Below are 18,789 nucleotides of genomic sequence, written 5' to 3'. Positions count from 1 at the left end.
TTCAATACTCTTATTATACCACAAAGAGCATTAAAGGAGAAGCAGAAATGCCAGTATTTTCAAGGCTTCACGGCGTTTTAAATGCTTTGGGCTGTTCGATTTCAAGACCTGACATAAGCCAATCGAATTGCTGCCATGTAAGCTGACGCACTTCCTGACTTGAACGTGGCCAGCGGAACCTGCCTTTTACTTCCATTCGTTTATACAGGAGTACAAAGCCATCGTTTTCCCATAGAAGTGCCTTTACCCTGTCACAGCGTTTTCCACAGAACAGGTAAAGAGCACTGCGTCTTGGATCCATGTGAAGCTGGTCTTCAACGATTGCACACAGTCCGTCGATCGACTTTCTCATATCGGTATACCCAGTCACAATATAAAGCTCGCCGGCAGCTGTTATATCGCCTAGCATGAAAGCTCCGCAAGTATCTGGATTGTTTTAGCAAGAAGCAGTGGAGCCGTTTCGTTTGAAATGCGCAGATTCATGTTTCCAATCATTAACTCCATTGCGGCTGTATCAGTATTTTTATTCATGTCAGTGGGAACCGAAATGGAATTCATCTCAATTTTTACAACTTCCTGATGAGACTGTTCATAAGTTGACAGCTGATTTTTCTCAGGAATATCTCCGCAGCCATTCTTGCGGAGACGCTTAACCCAGTAGTAAAAGGTGCCTGGATTAATGTCATTGTTTAAACACCACTGATGATCAGACAGTCCACTTTTGCGGCATTCCATGATCAGGCGGTATTGTTCTTCGACTGGTACTCTTGGTGCTCTCATAGTTTGTCACCTCATAATAATCAGAGTAAAATGCCAGCATCTAGCAAACATAAGTATAGTAAAATACTAGCATTTCCTGATACTTATTATGAGTTGATAATTAACTTGTTGCAATCCGTCGAATTATTTTGCGCTTACTAAGAAAGGGATGAACGCTATGAGAAGAACATATCTTACTCTGTCAGAGGAAGACAAAGATTACCTTAAAACATTATCAAAAAAAAGAACAATTCAGGCACAAATTGTAGATCGTGCCAAAATTTTATTATATAAATCTGATGGCATGACTTTCAACGCTATCGCTGAAAAACTTGCCATTAGTTCAGCAACCGTACGGCTTTGTGTTTCTAAATATTACGAGGGCGGTATTGAAAAAGCTCTTTTTGATACTCAGCGCCCCGGACGCCCATCTGAAATTACAGATGATGCAAAAGCATGGATCATCAATCTTGCTTGTCAGAGACCAGTAGAACTTGGCTATGCACAGGAACTTTGGACTTTAAATGCTCTTCATAAGCATATTCAGAAACACGCAGAAGAAGCAGGATATCCAAGACTTACAACCATTACTAAACCTTATATTCAGAAATTCCTCAAGGAACAGGATATCAAACCATTCAAAATCAGGTATTATTGTGAGAAGCGAGATCAAGATTTTGAATCAAAAATGCACGAAGTTCTCTTGGTTTACAAACAGATTGAAATGCAGTTTGATGAAAATGGTACACTCATTGTTCCAGATGATTATAAACTGACAATCACGGTATCATATGATGAAAAACCAGGCATACAGGCAATTTCCAATACAGCACCGGATTTACGCCCGACAACAGAAAATGGCGAGGTATATCGTGATGCGGAATACAAACGTCTGGGAACACTTTCTTTATTAGCTGGTATCGATCTTCTTACAGGAGAAGCCATCCCATTGGTAAGTGAAACACACAAGAGTTCTGACTTTATTGAATTTTTAAAAATACGGGACAAAAAATATCCATTGCAGGATACCATCAGAATCATTCTTGATAACCACTCAGCACATACATCCAAAGAAACACAGCGATTTTTGGATACGATGCCAAAAGGTCGGTTTAAATTTGTATTCACACCAAAGCATGGTTCTTGGTTAAACATGATTGAAAGTTTCTTTAGCAAGATGACGAAACAAATGCTGCGTGGAATTCGTGTCAAAACCAAACAGGAATTGGAAGAACGAATTTACCAGTATTTTGAAGAAGTTAACCGCGAGCCAGTAGTTTACCATTGGAAATATAAAATGGATGAAATAGAAAAGAAAAAGTGCTGTACAGAGCTTTGGATGCCTTTTAGTGCTCATTAAAAAGTGTCTGGAAGCTGTGCACAGCACATGAAAAACATGGCTGAGAACGGGAAATAAAGTTCTCTGTTTTGCACAAAAATATCAGAATCAGGTAGAAGTGTCAGGTGTTATATCATGGATGACAGGTTCAATGGCAAATCCCTGCATCAGCCAGTGGAACTGCTCTGCGGATAAAGACCTGAGATCGTTGGAGGAACGTGGCCATGTGAAATGACCAGATTCCACGCGCTTGTAAAGGAGCAGAAAACCATCACCTTCCCAGAGTAATCCCTTGATCTTGGTGGAAGACCTGCCACAGAAAAGAAACCGGGTATTAGGCACAAACAGATTCATATGAAATCTGCGTTCGATGATGGCAGCCAGCGAATCAATCCCGAAGCGCAAGTCTGTGTAACCGCAGACGATGTAGACACCGGCAAAGTAACTATGATTAGCATCTTTAAGCATGGCACACCGCCTTGATAAGTTTACCGAGGAACTCTTCGGAAACCGCTGTATCTATTTCGATAGAAACACCATTTATCAACATTTTTACATTAGAGTTATTTGAGCGATTTGCACGAATGGAAGGAAATGCAGGTGCTGTTGTTTCTAACGAAGAGCCGGAGTCTGAGCAAACAGGAAGTGAGAGTGGAACAATATCTGGCAGGGCCTGGTCAACAACTTCTTCTTTGAGAAGATGCTTCCAGTAGTTATAGGTGTGGAATGAAAGATGATTCTGTTCACATCATTGTCGGACAGTAAGCCCGCTGGCTTTCTGATCTGCAAATAGGATGGCCCATTCCTGAAGATGGACCTGATGAAGTTTTTGTCTTGCATTCATGAGATGATCCTCCTGAATAAAGTAACACGAATCGAGCGAATTGCACGAAGTCGAGTTGGAAATATTGTTAGAGCGATTATCTCAGAAATGTGGTAAGATGAACAGGTACTGATTATTGAGGATTTACCCAATGGATAACAACGCCGCAGAACAGTCCATTCGTCCTTTCTGTGTTGGAAAGAAAAACTGGGTCATGATTGATACCGTTGCAGGAGCCGAAGCAAGTGCGATGATTTACAGCATTGCTGAAACTGCTAAGGCGAATAACCTCAAGCCTTATAATTATTTCAAATATCTTCTGGAAGAAATCCCTAGGCACATGGATGAACATGGTGTGGATTTCTGTGAAGATCTGCTTCCCTGGTCAGATACGCTGCCGGTGGAATGCAGAAAGCAACTTTAATGATATGCCGCTCTTCGGAGCGGTTGCTTATGTGGTTGTACCCACTATGGAGCGTTTACTATGTAAACGCATAAAAGGCAATAGAATAGAACAACTTATAGGTTGTAAAATATTGATGAATATAGTATTATATACATGTAATTGTTAAATAAAATATAGAGAGGTAGTTGTATGGGATTATTAGCACAGGAAAGAGCGGTAGATAGTAAAAGTTATCTTTTTGATGGTTCTGGTGGCATGAGAGATCAATTGGAACAGGCAATATTGAATGAATTGGAAAAAAAGAAGTATCCGTTAAAAACGAAGCTTGCTAATGTTAAATCAGGGGGCGTGATTTTTGGAACAAAAGAGCAATGTGTTGTTATTGATTGTGGCGGTAATACTAGAATTGTTATAGCTAATACTACGGTAGGAACTTATTTATATGTGCAGATATATTTGTTAATTCCATTTTCAAGTATTAACGGAGCATCATTGGCTAATGAACCAATTAATGATATTTTTAAGAGACAACAGCGAGATGCTGTTTTTGCAGCTGCAGTTGATTCGGTAGAATGTGCATTTTCCGAATTGGGTTTAAAAGCTATAAACAGAGGTTATAGACAGCAATAATACAAGGAATATTAAAAGGATGAGAATTATTTACTCGTCCTTTTTATATAGGGAGAAATATATATGGCAATAATTAATTTAACATGTGAACATTGTGGAGGAAATATTGTATTAGATGATTCTCATGAAATAGGAACATGTGAAAATTGCTTTTCGCAGTTTATTGTAAAAGAGGATAAAGTTACTCAGGAGATTGTACAAAATATAACAAAATATGTTTATGGATATGAAGGAAAAGATGTTGAGGAATTACTACTAGATGGTTATAAACTTTTGGATTTAGGCAATAATATTGATGCAAATAAAAAATTTAGAAAGGCAATAGACATTGACCCTGATTGTTGGAGTGCATGGCTAGGGTATGCAGAAACAGGGGGAAGAAAAGGAACGATAACCTCGGTGGTTAATGCTTATGCAAATACATATAATGTTGCAGAAACAGAACAACAGCAATTGGAAACGTATGTGAGTATGTTACAGTATATACCAGAGCAAAAATTACGCGCAGTTTTTGTACGTGCATATAATATGGCATCAAAAAGAGATAGATATGAAATTTTTAAGTTGGTATTGGGGGTTATAGGATGTGATGATTCAGAGATTACACGTTTGGCAGTTGACCTTAGTCCCAATGATTGGCGTGCATATTATGTTATGGGAAAATTTAGAATAATTAGAGTTAAGTGGTGCGAATTAGAGGGAAATTTTTTTACAGGAAAGCATTTGCCACAATATGCATTAGAAGTTTTAGAAATATTTAGAAAAGCTTACAAACTTGCAAAAAATGAGAACGCTGAAGCTGAAATGCTAAGCTACTTTGATGAGATGGAAAAACAAGGTTCATATGCAGTGTTTATAGGAGAATTAAAAAAGAATTTAGGATAAAGGTGAGACAGTGCAGATAGTTGATATTATTAAGTATGATGGAAATGACAATAATAAGCAATGGTTGATATACAAATATCCATCAGATGAATTTGTGTTAGGATCACAACTTATAGTTAACCAAGGTCAGGAAGCTTTATTTTTTAGAGGCGGTCAAGCATTGGATTTATTTGGGGCGGGGACGCATACGTTATCTACTGCAAATTTACCATTGCTCAATAATTTTGTGAAAATATTATTTGGGGGAAAGACTCCGTTTACGGCAGAGGTTTATTTTATAAATAAAACTGTGAATCTTAATATGAAATGGGGAACTTCTACACAAATTCCAATAGAAGATTCAAAATATGGTTTAATTTTGAATATAATGGCGCGTGGTCAATATGGAATAATAATAAAAGATTCAAAATTATTTGTTTCAAGGATTATCGGAGCAATACCATTGGGAACACAAAAAGATTTTTTGTTAATTTCAAGATATTTTAATACTATGATTAATACAAAGGTTAAGTCAGTTATTTCAAATTTCATGATTTCTAACAGAATATCATTTTTAGAAATTTCTCAATACTTATATGAGTTGTCAGAGGTATTTAAGACACAGATAGAGATGGAGTTTGAGAGATTTGGGATAGAATTATTAAACTTTTATTGTGAAGCAATTGGACCTCACCCAAATGAATATCAGAAGCTCAAACAGTTTAAAGAGGAAAAACTGTTTCAAAACAATACAAGTGATTTTATATTAAAAAAATGTCCAATATGTGGAAAAGAAAACAGTAATAATTTGAATTTTTGTGGTTACTGTGGCAATAGGTTATAGGAAATAAATGAAAAAAGAGAATAGTAAAAAGACAATTATATTTAGCATATTGCTAACTATTGATTTTGTAATTGGAATTATTGGATATTACAAGATGAATTTTAATAGCAGCCTATTATTTGTGGAGTGGATTAGAAAAATTTTTAGTATTCCATATGGAAAAGAATTTTCTGTTGGAATATTTGATAGAGGAGAGCGATTATTTTGGTATGTTTGGATTTTTACAATGGCGATTTTGGTTACAATTATTGAGCATGAGCTACAGAATAATAAATCAAAGATAAATAAAAAAGCCATATTGAAAAATGAAGCTCCATATTTGAAGATTTTTTATATTTATGAAAAATCTAAAACAAAAAAATCCAATAATAGTAGTAGCAAAAAATGGAGAGAATTATTATATAGAATAAAAATGATTGAGGAACAACTTTCTGTTGAAAAAGATTTTGGATATGGTGATGATAAATTAACAGATTGTGAAAATGAGATAAGTTACTTGTTAGATAATCTGGAAGTGGTTATAGATAAATCTAATAACGTTCTTGCAGATGATGATATTGAAAAGATTGATAGTCTAATAGAAAAAATTAAAATAAAATTAGAATTGAGAAAGAAAATGATGATACACTAGGAAAATAAAGTTTTCTTTAAAATGGATTTATGATACTATGTCATATATATTAAAAGTAAGTGAGTATTATATTTAATATGGTAAAGCGAGGAAAAAATGCAGGAAAATTTTTTTGACGCAGCGATTAGGAATTGGCAGGATGCCTATATTTTAGAAAAAGCAGATGAATATGATAATGCAGTGTGTTTACATGGATTTGCAGCAGAGTGTTCACTTAAAGCAATTCTTCAAGAGGGGATTTCCAGAGATGTTGTGATTAAATATGGACATAATATAGATCTGTTGTTAAATGATATTTTGAGTTTCAGTGAAAATGATATAAAAATTGCATCAATTTTGGATCCTTCTTTGGGATTACGTTTATCAGGTATTCGGTTAGAGGATATTCTTTTTTCGGATCACCCTAAAAGGCGATATTATGAGGATGGGCATTATAATGGAGATGATGTTGTTAAATGCAGAGAAAATGCTATGGCATATGTAAGAGAAATGCTAAGATTATATGTTGATGGATACATAAAAAACACGTAGGAGAGATTGGAAGATGGTAGACTTTAATAATACGTTGGAAAGTGCGGTGAAATCCGTATTAAAATGGGAAGAAAAGCAAATCATAACAGAGACAACAATTATAAGAGATGTACAGGGTAAAGTGTCTTTATTTCTTAAAAGTGAGCAGAAAGCAACGGAAAGTGATATTAGTAATCTTGAGGAAATATTACAAAACGATCTGAACGGTTTTTTCACAGGAAAGATATTTTGGGAAAAATGTGACAAAAAAGATAAACTACGAATAGAAATCATAAAATCAATTATTGAGGAAAGCAGGGAAGAATGGAAAACGGAAGATGGCGTTGACTTTTATATATGTGAAAGACCCATCGCAAAAAAAGCATGGGTAAATGCAACACAAGATGTAGAACCGGTATGGCAATATCAGGAGGCTGAATGTTCAAATAAAGCTAAAGTGGTTACTTTTTATTCATTTAAAGGAGGAATGGGAAGGACAACCGCTTTAGCTGGAATAGCATTGAATTTGATAGAACAAAATAAGAATGTTATGATGATAGATATGGATATAGAAGCTCCAGGTCTATCGACTTTATTTTTCGATGATATTGTAGTTGAAAAAGGACTATTGGACTATCTGATAGAGAGACCATTAAATGAGCAATGTGATATCCATGATTATGTATTGGAGGTTACGGATCCAGCTTTACTCAAAGAGAACGATGGTAATTTATATTTAATGCCAGCCGGTAAAGTAGACGAAACATACTTACAGAAATTAGCGAGGATAGATTATCAGGATAACAGGGAAAATAACTTAAAAAGCTCAATAAAAAATTTGTTGGAAAAATTGGATAATACATATCATCCAGATTATATTTTGATTGATGCACGTGCTGGTTTTCATGACATGGGTGGAATTGCAGTAGCACAGATTCCACATGGGGCTGTTCTGATTGGTAATGGAAGCAAACAATCATGGGATGGAATGACACAGGTAATAAGAACAATTGCAAAGGGAAATACAGAAGAGTTTTCAATTATGATTGTGGATTCTATGTGTGAAAGAGCAACAGCGGAAAGGGCAATTGAGCAGAGAAAAAAATTCCTTAATATGGCATATACGGTATGTATGGAAAATTATTATAATGAAGATCAGGTAATGCCGGGAATAGATGCCGAAGGTGTAGAACATCAACCTGAATATATTCCATATGATTCTGAATTGATGCAGGGATTTGAATTGTTTTCAGATGGATATAATGATAGTGAAATAAGGGTACAGGCATATAGAGATTTGTTGACAGGAAGTGCATATAAAGACATAACTAAGAGAATACAGAGTTGGTTTGGTGAATGAGTATGGATTTGCAAGAAAAAATAGAAATTTTACAACAGATAGGAAATTGTGTATCAGAAAACGGTGCCGCAGAAAATGAAGAAAATGTATTGCAGAATTTTCTTCCATTACGAGATTATAATAAATTGGCTGAAGACAGAGTATTTCTTATTACAGGTGGGCGTGGAACAGGAAAGACAGAATTGTTTCGAATACTCACTTCCTGCAATGGCTTAAATTTTATAATTAATGAGTGTGATAAGAAAAGATTTCAAAATATTCAAAATGCCGAATTTATTATAGGATATATTGCAAGTGGAGATGGGGCAAAGCAGTTTCCGAGTCAAAGTATATGTTCTCGATGGATTGAAAATAAATCTTCGATGGATATAAATGTATTTTGGACGGGACTGGTATGTGGGGTTGTTGTGAGAAAATATCATGATGTTCCGGAAATAATGAAACTGATGAATGAATATCTGGAATCTGAGTTAAAGGATATACTTCTTAAATCGAATAGTCAGCTATCCAAGTGGTGGGAGCTGGTGTTAGAGAAGGAAGAGACATGTATGACTTTTTTAGATGAGGTAGATGCTTATTTTCAGAAATGTGGCAAACATATTTATATTACTTATGATGAATTAGATAGAATATGTAGTAACTATAAAGATTTATTTGGATTTATAAAAGGCTTGTTGAATTTTTGGTATGAATATAATAATCGTTTTACAAACATAAAAGCGAAAATCTTTTTAAGAAGTGATCTTTATAATTCAAAGGCACTTCAATTTGTTGATGCATCAAAACTTAGAGCGTACCATTTAGAACTGAAGTGGGATACGATATCTTTATATAGATTGCTGGTAAAACGTATTGCAAATTCTGGTTCAGAGGTTGCGTTAAGGTATTTGAGTGAAATACCGCAGCTTTTAAAGGAAAAAAGTGATGAACTTGGATGTTTACCATGTGATTCCGAGCAGGCATTACATGATTTTACTGACAAACTCATTGGCAAATACATGGGAAAAACACCTAAGAAAGGTAAAAGCTATTCGTGGGTTCCGAATCATATTCAGGATGCGAATGGAGAATTGACACCTAGACCGTTTTTGAAGTGTTTTTCGTTTGCTTCAAATGAAATGATTAAACATAGTGACGAATTAAATGATTTGAAAGAGGATCATTTATTGGTTCCAACATATCTGCAAGGTGCATTAGTAACGGTATCGGAAGACCGGGTCAAAGAACTTACAAGTGAGGAGTACCAATGGCTGACAGAATTGATTGATAGATTAAAAGGTAAGACAATGCTAATGGAAAAAGACGAGTTTTTAGAATATCTTACCCCCGATTTATGGTCAGAAGAAAAAAAAGATGAACTTCCAGGAAGAACAAAACAGGAGATATATAGTGTTTTATTGGCGTTGGGAATTATTATGGAAACATCGGATTCTAGGGTCAACGTTCCAGAAATATATCTGTACGGATTTGGTTTGAAGCGTAAAGGTGGTATACGAAGACCAAAGTAAACGTATTCAAAGTGTTATATGAATAGTTTAAGAATTAATTATTTCAAACATTTCCTCCACCCTATGATTGTAAGTATGATAAGCAGCAATTTTTTCAACTGCATTATGGGCGATTTCGATGCGCTCATTTTCGTGGGAGAGAAAATATGCTGCTTTTTCTACTGCATCATCGGTAGACTCATAGTATACAAAGTCTTCACCAGGTACGAAATATTCGCAAGGTTCCTGCTGTAAATTTGACAAAAGAAATCCTCCACAGCCAAGTATATCCCATGCACGCAGAGGGATTCCTGTCTGAATGGTTTTTAAAGTTATATTGAGATTTATGCGGCTACGCTGGAAGACTGTCGGCATATCATTGTAGTAGTCTATTTTTCCGCCATATAGTACATTTGGCAGGACTGCCTGACAGTTTTCATGAGTATAGACAGTGACATGGAAGCTGTCTGATAGTTTTTTAAGAATATTCTGTCTTGATATTGCTGTGGCGCGTCTGCCTAGAAAATATTGAGAGTAAATGTATGCAGGTGTTTCTGCTCCATCAGAATTGGGGGTGATAGGATAGACTTTCTCCATAGCTGCAATCAGTGATGGATTAAGAAAATCCTCCAAAAAGAAATGCCCATCAATATTTGCCTGAGCATTTACCATTGCATCGAGATATCCTTTGCTGTATTTGAATATTCTTGTGCGATGAAATCGCACTTCCGGAAATTTGGAAATCAGATGTCCGGAAGTGGAAATCATCTATGCAAGTTTAATTTCGCATTGATTTATCCAAGCCATAAACCTCACGCATGGATCTGTCATGCTCAGCATCAATGCTTGTGATGTTAATCTGATAGCTGTCATAAGCAATACGGTCAATGATTGCATCGGCTAGAGGACTTGCTTCTCCTCCAAGCTGATCATACCATTCCTCAAACACATACTGTGAACAGAAGATAGTTGATGATTTCTTACGTCTGCGATGAAGAAGTTCAAAGATATCTTTCTGCTCTATATCTGTTGGTTTGAGAAGCATCCATTCATCCAGAATGAGAAGTACCGGATTGGAATATTTTGCTATAACTTTACGGTAGTTTCCTTCAGTTCGTGCAATATCCAGATCCATGAGTAAGTCTGGCATACGGACATACCTGGTGTTGTAATACTGCTTGCAGGCTTCCATGCCGAATGCACATGCCATGTATGTTTTACCACAGCCTGTTGCACCGGTAATAAAAAGATTCCGGTGTTCAGATATATATTCGCAGGTGGCAAGTCTGTTTATCAGATCCTTGTTCAGCTTGCGCCCGGAAGTATAGTTGATATCCATGATACTTGCTTCCGGCTGATCGAATCCGGCGTTGCGGATAAGACGCTTCTGGCGGTTATTCTTGCGGTTGCTGTATTCGATATCTACTAGCATTCCAAAGCGGTCTTCAAAAGGAACTTCCTTGAATTTCGGATCGTCAAGCTGGTTACGGAATGCATCTGCCATTGTGGTAAGGCGCATTTCAATAAGTTTATCTATTGTACTCTGATTTGTCATATGTGATTACCTCCGATAGTAGTCGGCACCTCTTGTGATGCCGTGTGCTTTATGTGTGGTCTTGGATCCAGATGATTCTGGCTCCGTTTTTACAGAACCAGTTACAAGGATGTTTTTGATACTCTTGTAACTGGGCGAAGCTGTATAGGATAATGCTTTTTTACAAGCGGCTTCAAGCGAAGCTTCTGAGTATTTATCAGTAAGCTTTAAAAGTCCCATGCAGCTCCGATAAGTTTGTTGTTCCACACGTTTGGAGGTCAGTATTGCATTGACCACAGTGTACGTATTTATGCCAATCCGCTCAGCCCATTTGCGGAAGCGGTCGCCATTCCACTCCAGATACTTCTGGTGATCTTCCGGCATATGTTCCGTAATGGTGCTGTACTGCCCGGGGCGTCCTTTCAGACGGCGGTGGGAAGCAATGCGGTTATGATTGTAAAAAATTTCAATGGTGGTATCTGTTACCGTTACATCAACTTTCTTTTTGATGTATTCATATGGAACTGAGTATAGCATTCCATCCACAGATATGTGATAATTGAACTGGACAGTGGCTGTCTTCCAGTCACTCAGTTCAAAGCGGGTAGCAGGTAATGGCGAAAGTAACGGCTTTTCATCTTCAAGGAATAAGTCCAACCGGCTGCCCTCTTTCTTTTGAAAGAGTATTCGATTGAATCGTTCCAGTTTTTCTCTGATTGCATGGTTTAATTCGGCAAGAGAAAAGAACTGTTCATTTCGGAGTGCTGCTGTTATCCAGGTAGAAATATTTCCTACTGTTCCTTCAGCATTCGGCTTATCCTTTGGTGTCCTGACACGGGCAGGGATGATAGCTGTGCCATAGTGCTCAGCCATTTCCTGATAAGTTTCATTGATCTGCTTGTCTTTCCAACCACCATTGTGAACAACCGCTGTCTTGCAGTTATCCGGAACAAGGATTCTGGCAACACCGCCAAAGAACTCGTACATATGGACATGAGCAGTGATCCATGATTTCTGCTTCATATCCAGAAAGGCTTCTACATACGCATACTGGCTGTAAGTCATTACACCTACGAATATGTAAGCCTTTAAGATTTCACTGGTATCCGGGTCGATGATTGTTGCAGGATCCCCTGCCCAGTCAACTTCAATCTGCTCACCGGGTTTGCGATTGATGTGCATGGTAGCACGTCGTTTCTGCTCATCCTGCTGGATATGATGGCAGAATTGAGAATACATGAGCGGTTCATCGCCGTTGGCACGGCAGTCCTCCATGTATTCAGTCCACAGGAGCTTTTTACTGACTCCGTTACGGAGCAGCTCCTTGTGGATGTAGTCGTAGTCTGGCATACGCTTGTTTTGCGATACTGAACTTTCTTTAGAAAACATTAGTCTTTGAAGTTCAGTATCCGTCATAGATTCATCAAGTGGCCAAGAAATATTTAATTCTCTGGCACGTTTTTGAACTTTGACTACAGTTTTCTGAGCAACACCACAGCTTGCCATGATGTTACGCTGAGAGAAGCCCAATCCGGTAAGCCGGATGATTTCTCGGTATTTGGTCATAATAGTGACCTCCTTGTAATGAATTTACACCATAGGGTGCATATCTTCATTATAAGGATTTGGGAACAAAATGATTTCCTTTTTAACGGAATCGCGATTTCCGATAAAGTGGAACTGCGATTTCCATACACCGGACAGGTGATGGATTTCACCTCGGATTATTCAGTATTCATCAATACCGTCGATTCGGTCATAAAGTCTCTGTTTTGGTTCTGTATATAATGAGCCGACAAAAGAAATATCATTTATCGGAGACGGGTCGGTTGTATAAGAACAGAGTCTTTGAGGATTAGCACACAGTGGAAGATAAAAAACAGTTTCAATTCCAGCATTGTGAAAATATTCATATGAATTACGATCAAAAAGAAAAATTCTATTGCACTTATTTATAACGGTACATGAGAAAAGAGTCACCAAAGGATTATCGTATACCCATGAAATATATAGTAAATTAAGTTTATTACACATTTTAGAAACAATGGGAAAATAGTTAAATGTAAATACAGCATCATAAGAGACTTGTTCTATGTATGAATTAAAGATTTTTTCGAATTCTGTATTATATCTGTCTGTCATTTCTTTACAGGTTATTAGTGTGACATAGTGACCAGCTGTTTCCAGGGCTTCTATCATATCTGGCACGCAATAACTTTTCCATTCTAAAAACAATATTTTCATAATAAATCTCCTGTTAATGCTTGAATTTATATAAATTATATCCGAAAATATAATTATAAACAAGAAAAAGGTAATGGATATGAATGCGAATTTATTTGAATCAAATAGAGAAAATCTCTTGCTGATACCTCAGATAGTGTCTTGTTTCAGAAAACAAAGATATCATGAGGGAACGTCAAAATTAAGTGCTTTTCTTCGAAACTTAGATGATATTACAGAATTTTTGCTATCAAAAAATGATAGTTGTTCAAGTGAACTGCAGGAGATTTTACTTGCTATATTAAATGCACAGGACAATATGGATTACATTCTGCAGGCGGATATTCTGGATGGAGATTTGCTGCCGCTTTTGCAAAAGGTACAAATTGAATTGTGTAATGACGGAAATGCAGTAATTCCTGATAATTTACAGCACAATTTATCGGTGCTCAGACAGATGGATTATGATTTATATTGCATATTACAGGACGATAGCAAAACAGATAATAGCAGTGGTAAATTGATTCCATCTATTGCAATAAATGGACAAATAACATTACAACAAAAAGTAAATAATAGAGTTTTTTATATGCATAGCAGTGTGGATCCGCAGAATGAAGCAAGGATGCTGATGGAGGATGTTCAGACAGCGGATTATTATATAGTGTATGGAATGGGGCTCGGATATCATGTAAGAGAATTATTGGATAAGAAGCCTTATAGTAAAGTTATAGTATTGGAAAATGATAAAGAAACGATTTTATTTTCCATGCGGTATTTGGATTGGGGCGAATATTTAAAACAGAAACGTTTAGAGATTATTTATAATGATGATATTAAAAAACTAATTGATGAATTGAATCATTTTACAAATTATGAATTAGTGATACATTATCCTTCGATACAGGCTATAGAAAATCCTAAAATAAAAATGACCTTAGAGGATTTCTTTGTTACTATTAATAGTATGAAAGAACAAGAAATGTACCTGGATAATAATTTTATCCAAAATAGCAAAAGAAAGTTGCCGGATTGTACAAGTCTGAAACCATTATTTGAAAACAAAAGCGTGGTTATTGTAGGTGCAGGACCATCTGCCAGCAGTCAATTGAATGCATTGAAGGAGTATAGAACGGAAATTACTATTTTTGCAACAGGACATGCAGTAAGGACTCTTCTAAATGAAGACATAAGACCGGATGTGATAATTATAACAGATCCAAAACCTGATATGTATAAACAGGTTAAAGGGTTGGATTTAGATGATATTCCTTTAATAATTTTATCAACAGGGGAGAATTCTGTTGTAGAGAATTATTCTGGACAAACATATATAGCATATCAAAAAGGGTATGATAAAGCGGAACAAGCAGCAGATGAGGCTGGTATACCTGTTTTTGAGACAGGAGGCTCTGTTACTACAACAGCTCTTGATATTGCTCTGAAATTTAGTGCAAAGCAGATAATTTTTGTTGGTGTTGATTTGGCATACACAGGAGGTATTTCGCACGTAAAAGGTGAGGGGCGCCAGATAAAAGATTTTAATGGCTTGCGTAAAGTTGCCAGTTGCAATGGTGGCGAAGTTTTTACAAGCAAGAACCTTGATATTTACAGAAAATGGATACAGAGACGAATTGTAAATGAAAAAGAAACCACAATTTATAATACAGGAGAATGTGCTTTTATAGAAGGCACGATATGGACAACCTGGGATAAAATGAATTTATATTTTTAAATGCTTAAAAGGATGCTCACTATGATATGACAGATCTACAGACTCTCGAGCATCAGCTCCACCTTTTTTTCATAAGTATGGTATTCCGGTGCGAATTGGTTTTGCGGTCATATTCAGATTGATTTTGGATTCATGAAATATAATTGGCATTTCAGTCAGTGTTTTGGCAAAGCCGCGGTTATGTATATGCGGAAGAGATGATGTATCACTTCCGGTGTAGAGGTCTACATCATATTTTTCGGACAGCAAAGAAAGCATGCGCTGTCTCTCCACGGCTGCTATTTTATTGCCAATGTAGTACTGCGCGATTGTGGCGCGGTCTGTGATATATGAGCTTTGTGGCTGTGTGTAGAAATCTGGCATACATTGTTTGAATTCTTCTATTATGTTTTCTGTCAGTGCTTCCTGCACAAAGTAGTATCCATAGACTTTAAGCTGGGCTTCAATAAGTCCGTCCATGTAGCCGTTAAAAAAATCGCTGGTATTGCGCAGGCTGTCGTATGGATTTTTCTCTGTATAGAGGGAGCCTATAAAGGCTATATCACTTTTATATTGACAAAGCTTCTTAATAGAATCCGAGTTTGAGACATCAGGCATCACGTAGCCTGATTTTTTTGCCTGTTTTATGACCTGCTGTTTGGCTGTTACATTGGTCGCAAGAGGCAGATAATATATGCAGTCCTGGTTTAGAGGGGCAAATTCCTGATAGAGTGTGTTGTCAAACAGGAACACGCGGTTCCACGGATTGGTGATTGATTTGGTGTAAAGCTCCATCACCGGGGAGTCCACTATCCAGCACACGTAAGGAAGGTGATATATGTTGCATACCTCTGATATTGCAGGATAGAAGTTTATGGAAAATACTATGTTGCTGTTTGTTTTTTCAAGTGCGTTTGACACCAGATGAACACATTCGGACGGTGTGACGGCTTTATTTGTCATTTCTTCACGGATTTCGCATACGCTGTGTCCGAGTTCTTTGAATGCCTGTATTACATCCGGCTCGCAGATGCTGTTGTATCGGTAGAATAGAATTTTCATGTGGGCGGCCTTTCTTTGTTTGTAAGCGCTTAATATTCCAACGCTAAATCTTACCTGAATCCGTGAAGTTGTGTCAAGTGAATAAAATAGAATATAATCCGCATGACATCGAGCTTTTATGGGAAAATGATAACAATCCGGAAAGTAATTATCCAAAAATGTGTTTGAGAGAATCAAGAGTTCTTCAAAAAATAAGGACATTAAGAAATTATCGGATGATATGGTACTAATACCTCACCTCAATATCCCCAAGCCCCGAGTCGATAACCAGGTGCTTTTTGGCATGCTCATTTACCTCATACTCATCATTATAGTCATTACCGTTGATTGTGATATCGCCTGTACCTGAGTCCAGGTCCATCATGTAGCCGTCAAGTGACTGTGAGGATGTCACAGTGATGTTACCTGTACCGCCGTCGATATCCATTTCGTCAAAGGCACAGTTTTCAAAGCTAAGGTTGCCGGTTCCGCCATCCACATCACATGTGGCGAAGCTGCAGTCTGTGACATATAAATCGCCTATGCCGGTGTCAAATTCAGCATCAGCTGCGGTCAGGGAATTAAGGTTTACCTCGCCTACGCCTGTATCAAAGGAGAGCTTGTTCAATGCTGCGCCCTTAGGAATGGTAACAGTGATTTCGCTCGTGGTGCTTCTTCTGTAGTTGGCTCCTTTGCTTTGGGATATTGTGAGGGTATCGCCTGTGCTCCTAATCTTTGGAACCAGTCGCTTGTTGCATTTGTATGAGACCGTATAGCTGTCACCGGTTTTAACGTTGATGTTCGATATGGTTGTATCAAATACCAGGTTTGAAAATTCATCGACTGAAAGCTCCTCTGTGCATACGTTTCCGAGAGACTTGTCTGAGCGCGGAATCAGATTGTCAAACAGGCCTAGGGCAAAGCCACCGATATGGTAGAGACTCCCGGCGATGATGCAGACCACTGTAATTATTGTAATTATTATTAGATATATATTCTTTTTCATGACTTGTCTCCATTTCTGAATTATCTTGTTGCATAATTTGTTTTGTGATTATTCAAAATATGCTACACACATTTTTGACTATCCTGGTTTCCGTTAATTTCCATGTTTATCGCCGAGCAGATTTTCCACCAGCGAATTGATGATTGCGGCTATTGGCCAGATAATCCATGTGATACCCCAGTCAAAGGTAATAAAGCTCCAGCATAGATAGATGCATGTGACAGTTGACCAGTAGACTGACATGATTGCAGCCACAACAGGGTTTTCATAGTGCACCTTGCCATCGTGTGAATTGGCAAAATTGCCGCCCATAGTCTGTGCTCCGTTCAGGGAAAGAAGCTTGTCAAAGCTTGATTTCTTCATGTTTGTGAATACTATCATGAATACACCGATTGCTATAAACACGAGCACGAGTCCGCCTGAAAGTGAGTCTGCGAAGGTGCTTTTGGTGTTCAGTGAGCTGATTATGATTGCCGGCACTGCGCAGAGTATGCAGAGCATGATACCCACTGTTAAAAGCATCGCATGTGTGGAGCGGTAGCTTTCCTTTCGCTCGATGACCCAGTTTGCCGTCTCAAAATCTATGCAGTAAGGCTCTTGCTTCAGGTAGCTCCACTTGGATGAGATAGAGCCTGAAAAAATGAAGAAGCCGACTGCCACTGCGACACACAGGAACAGGAAGGTAATGCCGATTGCATCAGATGCGTCAGGTGAAGCGAGTGAACGCGGAATGCATTCGCTGAATATCGGTCCAAGGCTTGCGAGGATGCAAAGCAGCACTCCAAACGCTGTGAGATATGCTTGTTTTGCCGAATCCCTGAGGAATGCGACAGCAGTCTCGCGGGAGAGTGTTTTGGAAGCAGGCATTGCCTGACTGGGATTCACGAAGCTCTTGATACCGAGTGAGTCAGCAAGCTCGTCAAGATTTCCAAACTCTGATATGACTATGCCTATGGCTTCGTTGTCAGATTTGCCCTCGGATATTAATTCGTTGTATTTATCCTCCATCATCTGATAGAGTTCATATTTGGCTTTTTGCACCTCGGGGGTATTCGGGAGGTGCGAAAACATATTTTCCAGATAATTCTTTATAGTTTCCATAAAATGTCTCCTTTAAAATCGTATGAATTTGCTTACTACATCAAGCGTCAGTTTCCATTCCTCGCATTTCATCCTGTAATATTCTCTGCCGGCATCGGTAATCTGATAGTAGGTCCGCCTTTTGCCGCTTGCATTGTCGCTCGAAGAGAATGATGTGATATAGCCGTTTTTCTCAAGGCGGGTAAATGCAGAGTAGAGAGTTGTTTCTTTTATGACGTATTTTTCCTCGGATATTAGCCTTATCTGCTTTGAAATCTCGTAGCCGTAGGATGGTCTGTCGAGGAGCAGGTAGAGTATGATGGTATCGTTGTATCCGCGGATGACATCGCTGCTTATATTTAGCATTATTCACCTCCTGTATCAAGTGTTTAATTTCATGTTAAAATTATTCAATACTACGAGTAACATACTACGAGTGTCATACTATGTCTGTCGTAGTAAACATATCACATGTTGTTTTTCGTGTCAACCATGATTTTAAAATAATTAGTTGTGTAAGTCTGTATAAAATTTGTTT

20 protein-coding genes and 1 pseudogene are annotated in these 18,789 nt (G+C 37.6%); 10 read left to right on the top strand and 11 right to left on the bottom strand.

Annotated elements, in window-relative coordinates; all coding sequences use genetic code 11:
• Positions 1–67 precede the first annotated feature (67 nt).
• Entirely contained in the window at positions 68–409 is a 342-nt protein-coding gene (tnpB, locus tag EUBREC_RS14515; RefSeq protein WP_012743990.1) for an IS66 family insertion sequence element accessory protein TnpB, read from the bottom strand.
• Entirely contained in the window at positions 403–780 is a 378-nt protein-coding gene (gene tnpA / locus EUBREC_RS14510) for an IS66 family insertion sequence element accessory protein TnpA (protein ID WP_012743989.1), read from the bottom strand. The genes tnpB (EUBREC_RS14515) and tnpA overlap by 7 nt, the downstream gene beginning before the upstream one ends.
• Positions 781–937: 157 nt before the next feature.
• Between tnpA and EUBREC_RS14505 the strand changes: the two genes are divergently transcribed.
• The gene (locus tag EUBREC_RS14505; protein ID WP_041254275.1) at positions 938–2,119 is read left to right on the top strand and encodes an IS630 family transposase; all 1,182 of its coding nucleotides are present in this window, start codon (positions 938–940) and stop codon (positions 2,117–2,119) included.
• An 87-nt stretch (positions 2,120–2,206) separates the two neighbouring features.
• Here EUBREC_RS14505 and tnpB (EUBREC_RS14500) read toward each other — a convergent pair whose 3' ends face one another.
• Positions 2,207–2,566, bottom strand: coding sequence for an IS66 family insertion sequence element accessory protein TnpB (tnpB, locus tag EUBREC_RS14500; protein ID WP_012743987.1), 360 nt, complete (start codon positions 2,564–2,566; stop codon positions 2,207–2,209).
• A gap of 503 nt (positions 2,567–3,069) precedes the next feature.
• Here tnpB (EUBREC_RS14500) and EUBREC_RS14495 point away from each other — a divergent pair.
• The 8 genes and pseudogenes from EUBREC_RS14495 to EUBREC_RS14460 all read left to right on the top strand — a co-directional run.
• A pseudogene (locus tag EUBREC_RS14495) lies at positions 3,070–3,345 on the top strand (transposase domain-containing protein); the annotation flags it as partial.
• Between the two features lie 171 nt (positions 3,346–3,516).
• Complete coding sequence (locus EUBREC_RS14490) at positions 3,517–3,957, top strand: hypothetical protein (protein WP_012743984.1); 441 nt, start codon at positions 3,517–3,519, stop codon at positions 3,955–3,957.
• Positions 3,958–4,020: 63 nt separating this feature from the next.
• Positions 4,021–4,842, top strand: coding sequence for a hypothetical protein (locus EUBREC_RS14485; RefSeq protein ID WP_012743983.1), 822 nt, complete (start codon positions 4,021–4,023; stop codon positions 4,840–4,842).
• Positions 4,843–4,852: 10 nt separating this feature from the next.
• On the top strand, positions 4,853–5,665 hold the full coding sequence (locus EUBREC_RS14480; RefSeq protein ID WP_012743982.1) for an SPFH domain-containing protein: 813 nt from the start codon (positions 4,853–4,855) through the stop codon (positions 5,663–5,665).
• Positions 5,666–5,672: 7 nt separating this feature from the next.
• Complete coding sequence (locus EUBREC_RS14475) at positions 5,673–6,296, top strand: hypothetical protein (RefSeq protein ID WP_012743981.1); 624 nt, start codon at positions 5,673–5,675, stop codon at positions 6,294–6,296.
• Positions 6,297–6,392: 96 nt separating this feature from the next.
• Complete coding sequence (locus EUBREC_RS14470) at positions 6,393–6,827, top strand: HEPN domain-containing protein (protein ID WP_012743980.1); 435 nt, start codon at positions 6,393–6,395, stop codon at positions 6,825–6,827.
• A 13-nt stretch (positions 6,828–6,840) separates the two neighbouring features.
• Positions 6,841–8,166 (top strand): tyrosine-protein kinase family protein, encoded by a 1,326-nt coding sequence (locus tag EUBREC_RS14465; RefSeq protein WP_012743979.1) that lies wholly within the window; start codon positions 6,841–6,843, stop codon positions 8,164–8,166.
• Positions 8,167–8,168: 2 nt separating this feature from the next.
• Positions 8,169–9,674 (top strand): P-loop ATPase, Sll1717 family, encoded by a 1,506-nt coding sequence (locus EUBREC_RS14460; protein WP_148207818.1) that lies wholly within the window; start codon positions 8,169–8,171, stop codon positions 9,672–9,674.
• 27 nt (positions 9,675–9,701) lie between these two features.
• Here EUBREC_RS14460 and EUBREC_RS14455 read toward each other — a convergent pair whose 3' ends face one another.
• The 4 genes from EUBREC_RS14455 to EUBREC_RS14440 form a co-directional block, all read right to left on the bottom strand.
• Positions 9,702–10,325, bottom strand: coding sequence for a glycosyltransferase family protein (locus EUBREC_RS14455; RefSeq protein ID WP_049757243.1), 624 nt, complete (start codon positions 10,323–10,325; stop codon positions 9,702–9,704).
• Between the two features lie 106 nt (positions 10,326–10,431).
• A complete protein-coding gene (gene istB, locus EUBREC_RS14450; RefSeq protein WP_012743976.1) occupies positions 10,432–11,208 on the bottom strand; it encodes an IS21-like element helper ATPase IstB in 777 nt (258 codons plus the stop codon).
• Between the two features lie 6 nt (positions 11,209–11,214).
• Entirely contained in the window at positions 11,215–12,753 is a 1,539-nt protein-coding gene (gene istA / locus EUBREC_RS14445; RefSeq protein ID WP_012743975.1) for an IS21 family transposase, read from the bottom strand.
• Between the two features lie 162 nt (positions 12,754–12,915).
• Positions 12,916–13,431, bottom strand: coding sequence for a DUF3880 domain-containing protein (locus tag EUBREC_RS14440; RefSeq protein ID WP_012743974.1), 516 nt, complete (start codon positions 13,429–13,431; stop codon positions 12,916–12,918).
• A 79-nt stretch (positions 13,432–13,510) separates the two neighbouring features.
• Between EUBREC_RS14440 and EUBREC_RS14435 the strand changes: the two genes are divergently transcribed.
• The gene (locus EUBREC_RS14435; RefSeq protein ID WP_148207817.1) at positions 13,511–15,145 is read left to right on the top strand and encodes a motility associated factor glycosyltransferase family protein; all 1,635 of its coding nucleotides are present in this window, start codon (positions 13,511–13,513) and stop codon (positions 15,143–15,145) included.
• Between the two features lie 69 nt (positions 15,146–15,214).
• Here the strand turns inward: EUBREC_RS14435 and EUBREC_RS14430 are convergent, their stop codons facing one another.
• From EUBREC_RS14430 to EUBREC_RS14415, 4 genes are all read right to left on the bottom strand, one after another.
• Entirely contained in the window at positions 15,215–16,186 is a 972-nt protein-coding gene (locus EUBREC_RS14430) for a DUF3880 domain-containing protein (protein WP_158272418.1), read from the bottom strand.
• Between the two features lie 226 nt (positions 16,187–16,412).
• On the bottom strand, positions 16,413–17,171 hold the full coding sequence (locus EUBREC_RS14425; protein ID WP_012743971.1) for a DUF4097 family beta strand repeat-containing protein: 759 nt from the start codon (positions 17,169–17,171) through the stop codon (positions 16,413–16,415).
• A gap of 93 nt (positions 17,172–17,264) precedes the next feature.
• Positions 17,265–18,272, bottom strand: a complete 1,008-nt coding sequence (locus EUBREC_RS14420) for a permease prefix domain 1-containing protein (RefSeq protein WP_012743970.1) — start codon at positions 18,270–18,272, stop codon at positions 17,265–17,267.
• Positions 18,273–18,284: 12 nt separating this feature from the next.
• Positions 18,285–18,617 (bottom strand): PadR family transcriptional regulator, encoded by a 333-nt coding sequence (locus tag EUBREC_RS14415; protein ID WP_012743969.1) that lies wholly within the window; start codon positions 18,615–18,617, stop codon positions 18,285–18,287.
• Between the last annotated feature and the right edge of the window lie 172 nt (positions 18,618–18,789).

The organism is Agathobacter rectalis ATCC 33656 (assembly GCF_000020605.1).
GTDB lineage: Bacteria > Bacillota > Clostridia > Lachnospirales > Lachnospiraceae > Roseburia > Roseburia rectalis.
This window is presented reverse-complemented; position numbering and strand designations above follow the sequence as displayed.